Source organism: Pantoea sp. UBA4549 (genome assembly GCF_002387285.1).
GTDB classification, from domain to species: domain Bacteria; phylum Pseudomonadota; class Gammaproteobacteria; order Enterobacterales; family Enterobacteriaceae; genus Pantoea; species Pantoea borealis.
In genome coordinates this window covers 21,232-35,782 of the sequence record NZ_DGLH01000008.1, presented here as the reverse complement: position 1 = coordinate 35,782, position 14,551 = coordinate 21,232, and the positions used below count along the sequence as shown (strand labels likewise).

General features: G+C 57.1%; 14 protein-coding genes. 8 read left to right on the top strand and 6 right to left on the bottom strand.

Annotation, left to right across the window (positions count from 1 at the left end):
• Nucleotides 1-121: 121 nt before the first annotated feature.
• Together corA and B3041_RS05960 are read left to right on the top strand one after the other, a co-directional pair.
• Entirely contained in the window at nucleotides 122-1,075 is a 954-nt protein-coding gene (corA, locus tag B3041_RS05965; protein WP_039381760.1) for a magnesium/cobalt transporter CorA, read from the top strand.
• Nucleotides 1,076-1,705: 630 nt separating this feature from the next.
• Nucleotides 1,706-2,758, top strand: coding sequence for an AbrB family transcriptional regulator (locus tag B3041_RS05960; RefSeq protein WP_065647916.1), 1,053 nt, complete (start codon nucleotides 1,706-1,708; stop codon nucleotides 2,756-2,758).
• Here B3041_RS05960 and rarD read toward each other — a convergent pair.
• Together rarD and B3041_RS05950 are read right to left on the bottom strand one after the other, a co-directional pair.
• Nucleotides 2,729-3,628 carry an EamA family transporter RarD gene (gene rarD / locus B3041_RS05955; protein WP_292970658.1) on the bottom strand — a complete coding sequence of 300 codons (900 nt, stop codon included), beginning with the start codon at nucleotides 3,626-3,628 and terminating at the stop codon, nucleotides 2,729-2,731. The genes B3041_RS05960 and rarD overlap by 30 nt on opposite strands.
• A 36-nt stretch (nucleotides 3,629-3,664) precedes the next feature.
• Nucleotides 3,665-4,135, bottom strand: coding sequence for a thioesterase family protein (locus B3041_RS05950; RefSeq protein ID WP_292970093.1), 471 nt, complete (start codon nucleotides 4,133-4,135; stop codon nucleotides 3,665-3,667).
• 166 nt (nucleotides 4,136-4,301) lie between these two features.
• Here B3041_RS05950 and pldA point away from each other — a divergent pair, with 166 nt between their 5' ends.
• Genes pldA through rhtC form a run of 3 tightly spaced genes read left to right on the top strand, consistent with a single transcriptional unit; the run spans nucleotide 4,302 to nucleotide 7,662 of the window.
• Nucleotides 4,302-5,180: a phospholipase A gene (gene pldA / locus B3041_RS05945; protein ID WP_065647799.1), complete on the top strand. Its 879-nt coding sequence runs from the start codon at nucleotides 4,302-4,304 to the stop codon at nucleotides 5,178-5,180.
• A 19-nt stretch (nucleotides 5,181-5,199) separates the two neighbouring features.
• Nucleotides 5,200-7,026 carry an ATP-dependent DNA helicase RecQ gene (gene recQ, locus B3041_RS05940; protein WP_065647798.1) on the top strand — a complete coding sequence of 609 codons (1,827 nt, stop codon included), beginning with the start codon at nucleotides 5,200-5,202 and terminating at the stop codon, nucleotides 7,024-7,026.
• Nucleotides 7,027-7,038: 12 nt separating this feature from the next.
• Nucleotides 7,039-7,662 (top strand): threonine export protein RhtC, encoded by a 624-nt coding sequence (rhtC, locus tag B3041_RS05935; protein ID WP_065647797.1) that lies wholly within the window; start codon nucleotides 7,039-7,041, stop codon nucleotides 7,660-7,662.
• A 62-nt stretch (nucleotides 7,663-7,724) separates the two neighbouring features.
• On the opposite strand, the gene rhtB is transcribed toward rhtC, so the two are convergent.
• The gene (gene rhtB / locus B3041_RS05930) at nucleotides 7,725-8,348 is read right to left on the bottom strand and encodes a homoserine/homoserine lactone efflux protein (protein ID WP_065647796.1); all 624 of its coding nucleotides are present in this window, start codon (nucleotides 8,346-8,348) and stop codon (nucleotides 7,725-7,727) included.
• A gap of 104 nt (nucleotides 8,349-8,452) precedes the next feature.
• Between rhtB and pldB the strand changes: the two genes are divergently transcribed.
• On the top strand, nucleotides 8,453-9,448 hold the full coding sequence (gene pldB / locus B3041_RS05925) for a lysophospholipase L2 (protein WP_065647795.1): 996 nt from the start codon (nucleotides 8,453-8,455) through the stop codon (nucleotides 9,446-9,448).
• A 32-nt stretch (nucleotides 9,449-9,480) separates the two neighbouring features.
• On the top strand, nucleotides 9,481-10,281 hold the full coding sequence (gene yigL, locus B3041_RS05920; RefSeq protein ID WP_292970089.1) for a sugar/pyridoxal phosphate phosphatase YigL: 801 nt from the start codon (nucleotides 9,481-9,483) through the stop codon (nucleotides 10,279-10,281).
• 55 nt (nucleotides 10,282-10,336) lie between these two features.
• Here the strand turns inward: yigL and glpT are convergent, their stop codons facing one another.
• Nucleotides 10,337-11,677 (bottom strand): glycerol-3-phosphate transporter, encoded by a 1,341-nt coding sequence (glpT, locus tag B3041_RS05915; protein ID WP_065647793.1) that lies wholly within the window; start codon nucleotides 11,675-11,677, stop codon nucleotides 10,337-10,339.
• Nucleotides 11,678-12,080: 403 nt separating this feature from the next.
• Here glpT and B3041_RS05910 point away from each other — a divergent pair, with 403 nt between their 5' ends.
• Nucleotides 12,081-12,941 (top strand): carboxylate/amino acid/amine transporter, encoded by an 861-nt coding sequence (locus tag B3041_RS05910; protein ID WP_065647792.1) that lies wholly within the window; start codon nucleotides 12,081-12,083, stop codon nucleotides 12,939-12,941.
• Between the two features lie 37 nt (nucleotides 12,942-12,978).
• Here B3041_RS05910 and B3041_RS05905 read toward each other — a convergent pair whose 3' ends face one another.
• Both B3041_RS05905 and metR read right to left on the bottom strand, forming a co-directional pair.
• Complete coding sequence (locus B3041_RS05905; RefSeq protein ID WP_065647791.1) at nucleotides 12,979-13,461, bottom strand: DUF1456 family protein; 483 nt, start codon at nucleotides 13,459-13,461, stop codon at nucleotides 12,979-12,981.
• A gap of 94 nt (nucleotides 13,462-13,555) precedes the next feature.
• Entirely contained in the window at nucleotides 13,556-14,491 is a 936-nt protein-coding gene (gene metR, locus B3041_RS05900; RefSeq protein WP_065647790.1) for an HTH-type transcriptional regulator MetR, read from the bottom strand.
• Nucleotides 14,492-14,551 lie beyond the last annotated feature (60 nt).

Below are 14,551 nucleotides of genomic sequence, written 5' to 3'. Positions count from 1 at the left end.
AGTCAGCACTGATCACATCCTGAAGCGAAAGTTTCCGCGTTAAGGCTTTGCCGTGTCCGTTACGTTTCGGACGTGACGGGCACCGCCCTGTCCCATTTGGTCTGCAATGGGGAGTATTGCTATGCTGAGCGCATTTAAACTTGAGCGCGATCGCCTGACGCGTATCGAGCTGGAAGACAACAATGATAAACTCAACACGTCGGTATGGGTCGATCTCATCGAACCGGATGACAGCGAGCGCGAGCGCGTGCAGTCGGAGCTGGGACAGAGTCTGGCAACGCGTCCGGAACTGGAAGATATTGAAGCCTCGGCGCGCTTCTTTGAAGATGAAGATGGCCTGCATATCCACTCGTTCTTTTTCTTTGAGGATGCTGAAGATCACGCCGGTAACTCAACCGTGGCCTTTACCATCCGCGAAGATCGCCTCTATACGCTGCGTGAGCGCGAGCTGCCGGCGTTTCGCCTTTACCGTATGCGGGCACGTAATCAGCAGCTGACTGACGGCAACGCCTATGAGCTGCTGCTGGATCTGTTCGAAACGAAAATTGAGCAGCTGGCGGATGAGATCGAAAACATCTATAGCGCGCTGGAGAAGTTAAGCCGCGTGATTATGGAAGGTCAGCAGGGCGAAGAGTATGACGAGGCGCTGTCGCGCCTCGCCGAACTGGAGGATATCGGCTGGAAGGTTCGCCTCTGCCTGATGGATACCCAGCGCGCGCTGAACTTTCTGGTACGTAAGGCGCGCCTGCCGGGCAACCAGCTGGAACAGGCGCGTGAGATCCTGCGCGATATCGAATCGCTGCTGCCGCACAATGAGTCTCTGTTTCAGAAGGTCAACTTTCTGATGCAGGCGGCGATGGGCTTTATCAATATTGAGCAGAACCGCATCATTAAGATCTTCTCGGTGGTATCGGTGGTATTCCTGCCGCCAACGCTGGTGGCTTCCAGCTATGGTATGAACTTTGAGTTTATGCCTGAGCTAAAATGGAGCTTCGGTTATCCCGGGGCCATCTGCCTGATGATGCTGGCGGGCCTGGCACCTTATCTCTATTTCAAACGCAAAAACTGGCTGTGATCGCGGGGCGCATACATGCGCCCCCTACGTTCCGTAGGGGCGCCATTCATGGCGCCCTGGCCAAATACCGCACCCGTTCAATGACGCCATTCATGGCGCCCTGGCCAAATAACCGCACCCGTTTAATGACGCCATTCATGGCGCCCTCGTTGAATACCTCACCCGTCTGCTGCCAGGGGCGCATTAATGCGCCCCCTACGTTCTGTAGGGGCGCCATTCATGGCGCCCTGGCCGAATAACCGCACCCGTTTGATGACGCCATTCATGGCGCCCTGGTTGAATACCGCATCCGTCTGCTGCCAGGGGCGCATTAATGCGCCCCCTACGTTCTGTAGGGGCGCCATTCATGGCGCCCTGGCCAAATACCGCACCCGTTCAATGACGCCATTCATGGCGCCCTGGCCAAATACCGCACCCGTCTGCTGCCAGGGGCGCATTAATGCGCCCCCTACGTTCTGTAGGGGCGCCATTCATGGCGCCCTGGTTGAATAACCGCACCCGTTTGATGACGCCATTTATGGCGCCCTGGCCAAATACCGCACCCGTCTGCTGATTAACACCGATTTGCGCTGGCTCCGGGGGCGCAACCTGCGTAACCTGTGGACCTCTTATCTTTGTCTGATTCTGGTCATGTCACACTACTCTCTGCGCTTACAATGGATGCTGCTGCTGATTGCGTCTCTGACGCTGGGCGTTGCTCTCCAGCTGTTTCACCTGCCTGCTGCGCTGCTGCTGGGCCCGATGATCACCGGAACCGTAATGGGGCTGTGCGGCGCAACGCTGCGTATCGATAAACGGCTGTTTATTCTGGCGCAGGCGGTGCTGGGCTGCATGATTGCTCAGAGCCTGTCGCCCGCCATTCTGACTCCCTTATTGAATGACTGGCCGGTGGTGCTGGCGGTACTGATCCTCACGCTGGCCGCCAGCGGTCTCTCCGGCTTTCTGCTGGTGCGCTTCAGTAATCTGCCGGGGCCTACCGGTGCCTGGGGATCGTCGCCCGGCGGCGCTTCGGCGATGGTGGCGATGGCGGGAGATTTCGGGGCTGACGTGCGTCTGGTCGCGTTTATGCAGTATCTGCGCGTGCTGTTCGTCGCCACGGCAGCGGCGGTGGTCGCGCGCATCGGTCTGGATACCAGCGGCGGCGCGGCAGAGCCGATCTGGTTTCCGGCGCTGAATCGCGGTTTTTTGCTGACGCTGGGAGTAATGGCGGCCGGGGCCTGGCTGGGGCAGCGTCTGCGGATCCCCTCCGGTGCGCTGCTGCTGCCAGCGCTGACTGGAGCCATGCTGCAGGGAAGCCAGATCGCAACCTTGCAGGTGCCCGAGTGGCTGCTGGCGCTGGCCTATGCGCTGATTGGCTGGAGCGTCGGGCTGCGCTTTACGCGCCCGATTTTCCTGCTGGCGCTGCGAACGCTGCCGCAGATGCTCGCCTCAATCCTCGGACTGATGGTGCTGTGTGCGGCGCTGGCATGGATGCTGACACGGGTATTGCATATCGACCTGATGACTGCCTATCTGGCTACCAGCCCGGGCGGGCTGGATACCGTTGCCATCATTGCAGCCGGCAGCCGGGTCGATATGACTTTTGTGATGGCGCTGCAGACGCTGCGTCTGTTTACCATTCTGCTCACTGGCCCGGCACTGGCGCGCTTTATCTCACGCTTTGCGCATCCGCGTGCGGGCTGAGAAGAGTACGGCGTCAAAAATAAACAGGGCCAGCGCCAGCCAGATAAAGCCAAAGGTGACCAGCTTATCGGGAGTCAGGCGCTCGCCATAAAACAGTACCGCCAGCAGAAACATCAGCGTCGGGCCCAGATACTGGAAAAACCCCACGGTTGAGAGACGCAGGCGCGTGCAGGCGGCGGCAAACAGCATCAGCGGAATAGTGGTCAGCACCCCGGCGGCCACCAGCATCAGATTAAGGCTGAGGGGATTGGCGCTGAGATGACTGGTCGCACTGTCGGCAACACCGAAAAGATAGATCGCTGCCAGCGGGAACAGCCACAGCGTCTCGATCAGCATGCCGCTCTGTGCATCTACCTGAATCTTTTTTCGCACCAGGCCATACAGCGCAAAGCTCAGCCCCAGCCCCAGCGCAATCACCGGCAGTGAGCCAAACTGCCATAGCTGCACCAGCACACCTGCCGCGGCCAGCGCGACTGCCAGCCACTGCAGACGGCGAAAGCGTTCACGCAGGAACAGCATGCCGAATACCACATTAATCAGCGGGTTGATAAAGTAGCCGAGGCTCGCCTCCAGCATATGCTGATTATTGACTGCCCAGATAAACAGCAGCCAGTTGCCGCCGATGGTAATGGCGGTCAGCGCCAGCAGCAGAACTTTTTTTGGCTGGGCGGCCACGCGGCGCACCTGTTTCCAGCTGCGGCTTAGCGTAATCAGTATCAGCATAAACAGCACTGACCAGATCACCCGGTGGGTCATGATCTCGGCGGGCGGCACCTCTCTGACCAGTTTGAAGTAGGCCGGAGCGATGCCCCAGATAAAGTAAGCGCCCAGCGCATAAAAAATGCCCTGTCGCGTTTGCTGACTGTCCATTGTATTGTCCATAAGGCGGCGCACCGGTTGCGCTGATTAACCAATCAGGTAAGTGGCGGTGGCCGTAGCGATATAATCGTGCTGCTGATTATGCAGTTCAACGCGCGCCACGGCGACTTTATTACCGGCACGCAGCAGATGACCGGTAGCGACAAAGCGTTCGCCGCGACCCGGACGCAGATAATCAACCCGCAGATCGATAGTGCCCATTCGCGCCAGGCGCTGGCGCAGATCTTCTTCGGTGATGCTCTCCTGCCGCGTCAGCGCATGGCTGACACAGACCAGACCGGCGGTAACATCCAGCACTGAAGCAATCACGCCGCCATGCAGGATCTGCTGCGCGGCATTGCCCACCAGCATGGTTTTATTGGCAAATGCGAGCCGGGTAGTATCAGCATCAAGGTGTTCCAGCTCCAGGCCCAGCGCCTGATTAAACGGCATATGATAAACAAAAATTTCACCAATCAGCTGGCGCGCGTCCTGCTGAGTCAGCATCGGAGATGACATAGTTACGGCCTTAAGATGTTAAGAAGTTGTGTATATTATGCTGCTCCCGCGCCGCTTTCCAGTTTCAGAAATCGGCACTGATCAACGTCCCGCTTTGCGTGTAGAATGGCCTGCTTTTTGTACCACCGCCCTGAAAACCTTCCCACGCAGCGCACTGGAGAACACTATGCGTAAGCAATACGTCATGCTGGCCGCGGCATTAACCGTTCCTGCACTGGCGCAGGCAGATGAAGCCACGATTAAAAATATTCACGACGCACCTGCGGTGAAGGGGAGCGTGATCGCAAATCTGCTGGAAAAGCACGACAACCCCTTTGTGCTTTACCCCTATGAAAACAACTACCTGCTTTACACCTACACCAGCGACATGAATAAAGAGGCGATTTCCTCTTACAACTGGGCAGACAAAGCGAAAAAAGATGAAGTAAAATTCCAGCTCAGCCTGGCGTTTCCGCTGTGGCGCGGCATTTTAGGTGAGAACTCCGTGCTGGCCGCCTCGTATACTCAGCGTTCATGGTGGCAGCTGTCGAATCGTGGCGCATCGTCACCTTTCCGCGAAACAAACTATGAGCCGCAGCTGTTTCTTGGCTGGGCAACGGATTATTCGCTGGCAGGCTGGACGCTGCGTGATGTGGAGCTGGGCGTTAATCATCAGTCTAATGGTCGCAGCGATCCCACTTCCCGCAGCTGGAACCGCCTTTACGCCCGTCTGATGGCAGAGAACGGCAACTTCCTTGCGGAGATCAAACCCTGGTATCGTCTGCCGGAAAGCGCCGGCGAAGATGATAACCCGGACATTACCAAATACATGGGTTATTACCGCGCGAAACTCGGCTATATGATGGGCGACAGCATATTTAGCGTGGAAGGCAACTATAACTGGAACAGCGGCTACGGCGGCGCGACCTTCGCCTGGAGCTATCCTCTCACTGAACATGTCCGCTTTTATACGCAGCTTTTCAGCGGCTATGGTGAATCGCTTATCGACTATAACCACCGTCAGACCCGTTTAGGCGTGGGCGTAACGCTTAACGATCTGTTCTAATCAGTAAAACAGGATTACCGTGGCAATTTCGGCAGTGCACAATCAGGAAACGCTGGCGCAACAGGTGTTACATGACACCTTCGGCTATCAGCAGTTTCGTCCGGGTCAGCAATCCATTATCGAGTCAGCGCTCTCAGGACGTGACTGTCTGGTCGTGATGCCGACCGGCGGCGGTAAATCGATCTGCTACCAGATCCCGGCGCTGGTTCAGGAGGGACTGACGCTGGTGGTCTCCCCGCTGATTTCACTGATGAAAGATCAGGTTGACCAGCTGCTGGCCAACGGCGTGGCGGCGGCGTGTCTCAACTCAACGCAGACGCGCGAACAGCAGCAGCAGGTTTTTGCCGATTGCCGCACCGGTAAGCTGAAACTGCTGTACATTGCCCCGGAACGGCTGATGATGGACAACTTCCTGGAGGGTCTGCAGCACTGGAATCCGGTGATGCTGGCCGTCGATGAAGCGCACTGCATCTCGCAGTGGGGACATGATTTCCGGCCGGAGTATGGCGCACTCGGACAGCTGAGGCAGCGTTTTCCGCAGCTCCCGGTGATGGCGCTGACGGCCACAGCCGATGAAACCACGCGTAACGACATCGTACATCTGCTGCAGATGCGCGATCCGCTGATTCAGGTCAGCAGCTTTGATCGTCCCAACATCCGCTATACCCTGGTGGAGAAGTTTAAACCCACCGACCAGCTGCTGCGCTATGTGCAGGAGCAGCGCGGCAAAAGCGGCATCATTTACTGTAACAGCCGGGCGAAAGTGGAAGATACCGCCGCACGTCTGCAGAGCCGTGGCCTGAGCGTGGGTGCCTATCACGCCGGCATCGACAGCGCACAGCGCGCGCATGTTCAGGAAGCGTTTCAGCGCGACGATCTGCAGATTGTGGTCGCTACCGTGGCGTTTGGCATGGGTATCAACAAACCCAATGTCCGCTTTGTGGTGCATTTTGATATTCCGCGCAACATCGAATCCTACTATCAGGAGACCGGCCGCGCCGGACGCGATGGCCTGCCTGCTGAAGCGATGATGCTTTACGATCCGGCGGATATGGTCTGGCTGCGCAAATGCCTGGAGGAGAAAGTCCCGGGGCCGCTGCAGGATATCGAGCGGCACAAGCTCAATGCGATGGGCGCGTTTGCGGAAGCGCAAACCTGCCGGCGTCTGGTGCTGCTGAACTACTTTGGCGAAGGGCGTCAGCAGCCCTGCGGTAACTGCGATATCTGCCTCGATCCTCCCCGCCGTTATGACGGTCTGGTCGACGGACAGAAAGCGCTATCGTGCATCTACCGTACCGGCCAGCGTTTTGGCATGAGCTACATCGTGGAGGTATTGCGCGGCTCAGCCAGTCAGCGTATCCGCGATAACGGCCACGACAAACTGCCGGTCTATGGCCTGGGACGCGAGCAGAGTCTGGAGCACTGGATCAGCGTGCTGCGTCAGCTCATTCATCTCGGCATGGTGACACAAAACATCGCCCTGCACTCTGCGCTGCAGCTCACTGAAGCTGCGCGTCCGGTCCTGCGCGCTGAAATACCGCTGATGCTTGCCGTACCGCGTACCGTGACGGCGAAAAGTCGCAGCAGTGCGCCAAAAGTGTACGGTGGCAACTACGATCGCAAGCTGTTTGCCAAGCTGCGTAAGCTGCGTAAAGCGATTGCTGATGAAGAGAATATTCCGCCTTACGTGGTGTTTAACGACGCCACGCTGATTGAAATGGCAGAACAGTTACCGGTCAGCGCTTCAGATATGCTGAGCGTAAACGGCGTGGGTCATCGCAAACTGGAACGCTTTGGTAAGCCGTTTCTGCTGATGATCAGAGAACATCTTGATAATGACGAGTAAAGGACTAAACGTATGCTGATATTGTTTGCCACCGTTGCGCTGGTGCACCTGGTTGCGCTGATGAGCCCCGGACCTGACTTCTTTTTTGTGTCGCAAACTGCGGCCAGCCGCTCGCGTAAAGAGGCGATGATGGGCGTGCTGGGCATTACGCTGGGCATTGTTGTCTGGGCGGGCGTAGCGCTGATGGGTCTGCATCTGCTGCTGGCAAAAATGGCGTGGCTGCATGAAATTATCATGGTGGGTGGCGGGCTCTATCTGCTGTGGATGGGCTGGCAGCTGCTGCGCTCGGCGCGTCAGCGTCATAAGCAGTCGCAGAGTGACGCACCCGTGGTGGAGCTGCCGAAGCGCGGCATGAGCTTTCTTAAAGGCTTGCTGACAAACCTGTCCAATCCCAAAGCGATTATCTATTTTGGCAGCGTCTTCTCGCTGTTTGTCGGCAATGATATTGGTGCCGCTACGCGCTGGGGGCTGTTCCTGCTGATTATTGCGGAAACCTTTGCATGGTTTGCGCTGGTGGCCACTATCTTTGCGCTGCCGTGGATGCGTGAGAAATATCAGCGCATGGCAAAGTGGGTAGATGGCATGGCGGGCGTGCTGTTTGCCGGTTTTGGCCTTCACCTGATTATTTCGCGCTAGGCCCGGTCGCCTGAAACGGCGACGCTGCGCCGGGTGTGGCTGACTGCACACCCGGCCGCTTTTTACGCTATTCTGCGCGCGCTGGCTAACAGCGCGCCGACCGCCATAAACAATCCGCCAAAAATACGGTTCAGCAGCTTCATCTGCCGGGGGCCTTTGATCCAGACCGCAATGCGCGTCGCCAGCGTGGCGTAGCCAATCATCACAATGATATCGACCACAATCGTTGTCACGCCGAGGATGAAATACTGCATCAGCTGCGGCTGATGGGGCAGGATAAACTGCGGAAACAGCGCAGCAAGAAATACGATGCTTTTGGGGTTGGTCAGGTTAACCAGCAGCGCGCGCTGAAACAGGTGACGACGCGGCATCGCTTTGGCAACGGCGTTCAGATCGAGACTGCCTGCGGACCGCCACTGCTGAATGCCCAGCCAGATCAGATAGGCTGCGCCGGCCCATTTCAGGATTTCAAACGCCAGCAGTGACTGCGAAAACAGCGCGCCGAGTCCGGCCCCTACCAGCACAATATGTACCGCCAGTCCGAGCTGTAGGCCGGTAATTGACACGGCCGCGCCACGATAGCCGTGGCTGATACCGGTGCTCATGGTATTGATAGCGCCTGAGCCTGGCGAAAGGCTGAGGATGGTTGTGGTAAGCAGGTAGGTTAACCACCATTCTGTAGTCATGCGTGACATTCCCTGAAGCGAGCGAAGTATGACACAATACGCCAGAAAATTGCGCTGCGCTACGGCATACCAGCAGGGCGGATTGAACTCTCCGGGAGGGGCAGATGCAGCATCATAAAGAGAGCTGGCTCAGACGCGAACGCGCTTTTGCGGCGTTTGCTACCGGCCCGCTGCTCGACTTCTGGCGGCAGCGGGAAGAGTGTGAGTTCACCGGCACCGGTAATCTTACCCTGCGCTATGTGCGCTTTACCTCTCCGCAGCACACGCGCGTGATCCTGATTGTGCCGGGGCGTATTGAAAGTTATATCAAGTATCCCGAGCTGGCCTACGACCTGTTTCACTGTGGCTATGACGTGGTGATTATTGACCATCGCGGGCAGGGACGATCTGAGCGGCTGCTGGCCGATTCTCACCGTGGCCATGTGGTGGAGTTCAGTGACTACGTCGACGATCTGGAAACCCTCTATCTGAAAGAGATTGTCAGTCAGCATTATCAGCAGCGCTATGTACTGGCACACTCAATGGGCGGCGCGATTGTCGCGCTTTTTCTGGCCCGGCAGCCGCGGGCATTTCATGCGGCGGTGCTGTGCGCACCGATGTTTGGTATTGTGCTGCCGCTGCCGCCCTTTCTGGCACACCGTATTCTTGACTGGGCAGAGAAGCGACCGGCGCTGCGCGACGGATACGCGCTTGGCACCGGACGCTGGCGCGCGCATCCGTTTGGCATTAACCGCCTGACGCACAGCCGCGAGCGTTACCGGCGCAATCTGCGCTTTTATGCTGACGATCCGGCTATTCGCGTCGGCGGCCCGACCTATCACTGGGTACGCGAAGGCGTGCAGGCCGGACGCAATATTATGCGTCAGGCGGCAAATATCACCACGCCGCTGCTGCTGCTGCAGGCGAGCGAAGATGATGTGGTGGACAACCGTTCACAGGATCTCTTCTGCCAGGCACTGGCCGCTGCCGGGCATCCCTGTGAAGGTAATGCGCCGCGCGTCATTAAAGGCGCGCGACATGAAATTCTGTTTGAGTCAGATGCAATGCGCGCTGAAGCGCTCAATGCCACCGTGGATTTTTTTGCCCGTCATCTCAGCTGACGTTATTTCCGCTATTACAACCCGAGGTTTCCATGTTTCACATCGTTGCATCCGATCTGGATGGCACGCTGCTCTCTCCGCAACATCGTCTGACGCCGTTTGCCCGTACCACGCTGCAGGCGCTGGTGGCGCGTGATATCCATTTTGTTTTTGCCACCGGTCGTCATCATATCGACGTGGGACAAATGCGCGACAAACTCGGCATTCCGGCATATATGATCACCTCCAACGGCGCGCGCGTGCATAACGCCGCAGGCGAGCTGATCTTCAGCCACAATCTCGACAGCGATATCGCCAGCGAGCTCTACGCCCTGAAATATCAGGATGAAAATATCCTGACCCATGTTTATCGCGATGATGAGTGGTTTATGAGCCGTCACCATCCCGATGAGCAGGACTATTTTCAGGAGTCGGAGTTTATGTATCAGCTCTATGAACCGGGACTGTTGCCCACCGACGGCATCAGTAAGGTCTTCTTCACCAGCAGCGATCCGGCCAGTCTGCTGCCGCTTGAGCAGGCGATTGAAGCGCGCTGGGGCGATCGCGTTAACGTCAGTTTTTCGCTGCCAACCTGTCTGGAAGTCATGGCGGGCGGCGTGTCGAAAGGACATGCGCTGGAGGCCGTCGCGAAACAGCTGGGCCATTCGCTGAAGGCGTGCATCGCATTCGGGGATGGCATGAATGATGTGGAGATGCTGAGTATGGCCGGTAAAGGCTGCATCATGCATAACGGACAGCAGCGCCTGAAGGATACGCTGCCGTCGCTGGAGATCATTGGCAGCAACGCGGACGATGCGGTGCCGCACACGCTGCGTAAACTCTTTCTGGAGTAAAAAAACGGGCCGGTAGTGCATCCCGGCCCGCCTCGCTTATCCCAGCTGTTTTTGCTTATCCCAGCTGTTTTTTATGCTTGTGTTCGTTGATCATGGTCAGCAGCAGCAGTACCACTGCCAGTACCGAGCCGGCGATCATCACCATAAATCCGCCATCCCAGCCAAAGAAATCAACGGTATAACCAACAATAGCGCTGGCTGCTACAGAGCCGCCCAGATAACCAAACAGGCCGGTAAAGCCCGCTGCGGTGCCGGCAGCTTTCTTCGGTGCCAGCTCCAGCGCGTGCAGGCCAATCAGCATCACCGGACCGTAGATCAGAAAGCCAATCACAATCATACAGAGCATATCGATACCCGGATTGCCCGGCGGGTTAAGCCAGTAGACCACGGTAGCGATAGTCACCAGCGTCATAAAGAACACGCCGGTCGCGCCGCGATTGCCTCTGAACACTTTGTCTGACATCCAGCCGCACAGCAGCGTTCCCGGAATGCCCGCATATTCATACAGGAAGTAGGCCCAGGAGGATTTATCCAGCGTAAAGTGTTTGACCTCTTTCAGATAGGTTGGCGACCAGTCGAGAATGCCGTAGCGCAGCAGGTAGACAAAGACGTTTGCCAGCGCGATATACCACAGCAGCTTGTTGGGCAGAATGTACTGCATAAAGATCTGCTTTGCGGTCAGCTCCTGTTCATGGTTCTCACTGTAATCAGGCGGATAGTCATTTTTCCACGCCTCAATCGGCGGCAGGCCACAGGATTGCGGCGTATCGCGCATCATGGCAAACGCAAACAGCGCGATCAGAATCGCCCCAAAGGCGGGCATATAGAGCGCGGCTTTCCAGTCGTTAAACCACGCCATACCGAGCAGAAACAGCAGCGGCGGGATACCGCCTCCGACGTTATGCGCGCAGTTCCACACGGAGACGATACCGCCGCGCTCTTTCTGTGACCACCAGTGCACCATGGTGCGGCCACACGGCGGCCAGCCCATTCCCTGGAACCAGCCACACAGGAACAGCAGCACAAACATCACCATAATGCTGGAGGTCGCCCAGGGTACAAAACCCATAAACAGCATGACCGAGGCAGCGAGGATCAGGCCCGCCGGCAGAAAAACGCGCGGATTTGAGCGATCGGAAACGGAACCCATGATGAATTTGGAAAAGCCGTACGCAATAGAGATACCGGAGAGGGCAAACCCTAAATCCCCCCGTGAAAATCCCTGTTCCACCAGATAGGGCATCGCCAGCGCGAAGTTTTTGCGTACCAGATAGTAAGCAGCATAGCCAAAAAAGATCCCGAGAAAGATCTGCCAGCGCAGCCGACGATAAAGCGGATCAACACGATCGTCAGCCACCTGAGGCTGATGCGGTGCAGGTTTAAAGATACTCAGCATGAGTGTGGCCCTCCGGGGCGCAGAATAGTTATGAATTTCCCAGCAGGTTGGGACAGAAATACGCATAAGCGCAAAGGAAACCTGGTGTTTCCATATCGCGCAAAGAATAGAGATGGTTGCTGCCCGTTACTGTGACGTGTGACACATATGTTACAGTTTTATGACAATCAGGAGCGAAAAAAACCAGGAAATGTTGGATTTCGCGCATTTTGCTGCGTTTGCACCCGCGGTTAATGCGCATCCTGACCGGAAAATGTGTCTGAGCGTAAACCGCTGACCAGGGCATATCTGCAGCCGCCTGCCGCGAGTGAGTTAAATATAATCAGTTGTAAACCAGATTATTCAGCTGGTTCACGCGGGTTTGATTACACTAGCGCGTCTGTTTATCGGGGAGTGGTGTACCGTGCTGTTACTTATTGTGACCACTGTTTTGTGGGCTTTTTCTTTCAGTCTGATTGGCGAATACCTGGCAGGTCAGGTTGATAGCTGGTTTTCCGTGCTGATGCGCCTGGGTCTGGCCGCACTGATTTTTCTGCCGTTTTTGCGCTGGCGTGGCTACCGGGCATCAACGCTGCTGCTTTATATGCTGGTGGGAATGCTGCAGCTCGGCATTATGTATCTGCTCAGTTTTGAAGCCTATCTCTACCTGAGCGTGTCTGAGTTTCTGTTGTTTACGGTGATGACGCCGCTCTATATCACGCTGATTTATGATCTGCTGAGCAGGCGTCCGCTGCGTATTGGTTACGCGTTCAGCGCGCTGCTGGCGGTAGCGGGTGCAGCCATTATTCGCTATGACAAAGTCAGCGAGCATTTCTGGCTGGGTCTGCTGCTGGTGCAGGCGGCGAACCTCTGCTTTGCTGTCGGCATGGTGGGGTACAAGCGGCTGCAGGAGACGCGGCCCATGCCGCAGCATACCGCATTCTCCTGGTTTTATCTGGGTGCGGTGCTGATTGCCGCGCTCGCCTGGTCGCTGTGGGGCAATCCGCAGAAACTGCCCACTACCACGCTGCAGTGGAGCGTGCTGATATGGCTGGGCGTTGCCGCATCCGGGCTGGGCTATTTTATGTGGAACTACGGGGCCACGCAGGTGGATGCCGGCACGCTGGGCATTATGAACAATATGCACGTCCCGGCGGGGCTGCTGGTCAATCTGGCGATCTGGCAGGAGAAGCCGCACTGGCCGAGCTTTATTGCGGGCGCGGCGGTGATCTTTGCTTCACTCTATGTGCATAAACGCTGGGTGATCGGCAGGCGTCACACCTGAGAACGTGCGGGCGCAGCCTTCAGGCTGCGCCATGCGATCAGCTTTTCTTCGCCGGCGTTCCCGGACGCTGGATAAGCGTTAACCCTTTCAGGAAATTACGCAGGATTTGATCGCCACATTCGCGATAGTTTTTGTGATCCGGATTGCGGAAGATAGCGCCGATTTCGCCCTGTGAAACCTTGAAATTGGCTTTCAGCAGGATGTCAGGAATATCCGTGGTTTTCAGCGCAAATGCGATACGCAGCTTTTTCAGAAAGACGTTATTGCTCATGCGACGCTCAATGGACGGCGCCGGCGCATCGTCACTTTTGCCGCGACGATGGTAGATCAGGCCGTTGAGGAAATAGCCCATCAGTACATCAGGCAGTTTGCGAAACGCGGCATCATCCTCTTTTTTCAGCCAGGCCTGCACATCCTCCAGCGGCACATCGCTTCCCGCAAGGGCAAAAATCTCCACCACTTTGCTATCGCTCAGATCAAGCATATAGCGCACGCTGCGCAGAACATCGTTATTGGTCATGGTGAAACTCTCCGGGGTAAGCAGTAAAGGCGGCGCATTATAGTGCAGGCGGGGCGGGGATAACAGCGCGGAGCGTGCCCGCCGCGCCCGACCATCAGGATGCGCCAGGTAATACCGCGCCCGGCTGTGAAGCGTCGCGCACAAACGGCAGATGATCGCAGGCGTGCTGACGGGCAAAGCGCACAAACGCTTCCAGCACGGGCTGACGCTGTTCACCTTCACGTACGGCAGCATAGAGCCGGCTCCAGAGACCGTCGCCCAGCGTTTTGGTTACCACCAGTCCCTGCTTTTCAAAATTCTCAACGACCCAGTGAGGCAGAGCGGCGATCCCCATCTGTGCCGAAACCATCTGAATCAGCAGCAGCGTATTGTCCACGCTTTTCAGCGCCGGACTGACGCCGGCGGGCTGCAGAAAGTGACGCCAGACATCCAGACGCTGGCGCTGCACCGGGTAGATCATCAGCACTTCATCAGCGAAATCCTGCGGCGTAATATGCGTACGCTGCGCCAGCGGATGATCGGGCGCCAGCACCAGCCGCATCTCAAAATCAAACATCGGCGTATAAAACAGTCCGCTGCGCGGCAGAATATCCGAGGTCAGCACCACATCAAGCTCACCCTGCTGCAGCGCCGGCTGCGGATCAAAGGTGACGCCGGATTTAAAATCCATCATGACCTGCGGCCAGCTCTTGCGGAAGTTGTTCAGCGCAGGCGTCAGCCACTGAATGCAGCTGTGGCACTCAATGGCGATGCGCAGCGTGGCCTGCTGCTGCGGCTCATGACACGCCTGCAGCGCCTGCTGGATCTGCGGCAGCACCTGTTCTGCCAGCTGCAGCAAGATCTCACCCTGCGGCGTAAAGCGCAGCGGCTGGCTTTTACGCACAAACAGCCGGAAGCCAAGGCGCTGCTCCAGATCGCTGAACTGATGCGATAAGGCAGACTGCGTCTGGTGCAGCTGCGCCGCCGCGGCGGCAAGCGAGCCGGTGTTGTGTAACGCCTGCAGCGTTCGCAGGTGTTTGAGTTCGATCATGAGAATCCTTTGCAGCGGGACAAAACGAATGACGCGGTAAGCTATACACTACCCGCAGAT

Bases quoted from the DNA above. Each gene is read 5' to 3' on its own strand.
- corA (WP_039381760.1), top strand. From the start codon at position 122: ATGCTGAGCGCATTTAAACTTGAGCGCGATCGCCTGACGCGTATCGAG.
- B3041_RS05960 (WP_065647916.1), top strand. From the start codon at position 1,706: ATGTCACACTACTCTCTGCGCTTACAATGGATGCTGCTGCTGATTGCG.
- rarD (WP_292970658.1), bottom strand. From the start codon at position 3,628: ATGGACAGTCAGCAAACGCGACAGGGCATTTTTTATGCGCTGGGCGCT.
- B3041_RS05950 (WP_292970093.1), bottom strand. From the start codon at position 4,135: ATGTCATCTCCGATGCTGACTCAGCAGGACGCGCGCCAGCTGATTGGT.
- pldA (WP_065647799.1), top strand. From the start codon at position 4,302: ATGCGTAAGCAATACGTCATGCTGGCCGCGGCATTAACCGTTCCTGCA.
- rhtC (WP_065647797.1), top strand. From the start codon at position 7,039: ATGCTGATATTGTTTGCCACCGTTGCGCTGGTGCACCTGGTTGCGCTG.
- rhtB (WP_065647796.1), bottom strand. From the start codon at position 8,348: ATGACTACAGAATGGTGGTTAACCTACCTGCTTACCACAACCATCCTC.
- pldB (WP_065647795.1), top strand. From the start codon at position 8,453: ATGCAGCATCATAAAGAGAGCTGGCTCAGACGCGAACGCGCTTTTGCG.
- yigL (WP_292970089.1), top strand. From the start codon at position 9,481: ATGTTTCACATCGTTGCATCCGATCTGGATGGCACGCTGCTCTCTCCG.
- glpT (WP_065647793.1), bottom strand. From the start codon at position 11,677: ATGCTGAGTATCTTTAAACCTGCACCGCATCAGCCTCAGGTGGCTGAC.
- B3041_RS05905 (WP_065647791.1), bottom strand. From the start codon at position 13,461: ATGACCAATAACGATGTTCTGCGCAGCGTGCGCTATATGCTTGATCTG.
- metR (WP_065647790.1), bottom strand. From the start codon at position 14,491: ATGATCGAACTCAAACACCTGCGAACGCTGCAGGCGTTACACAACACC.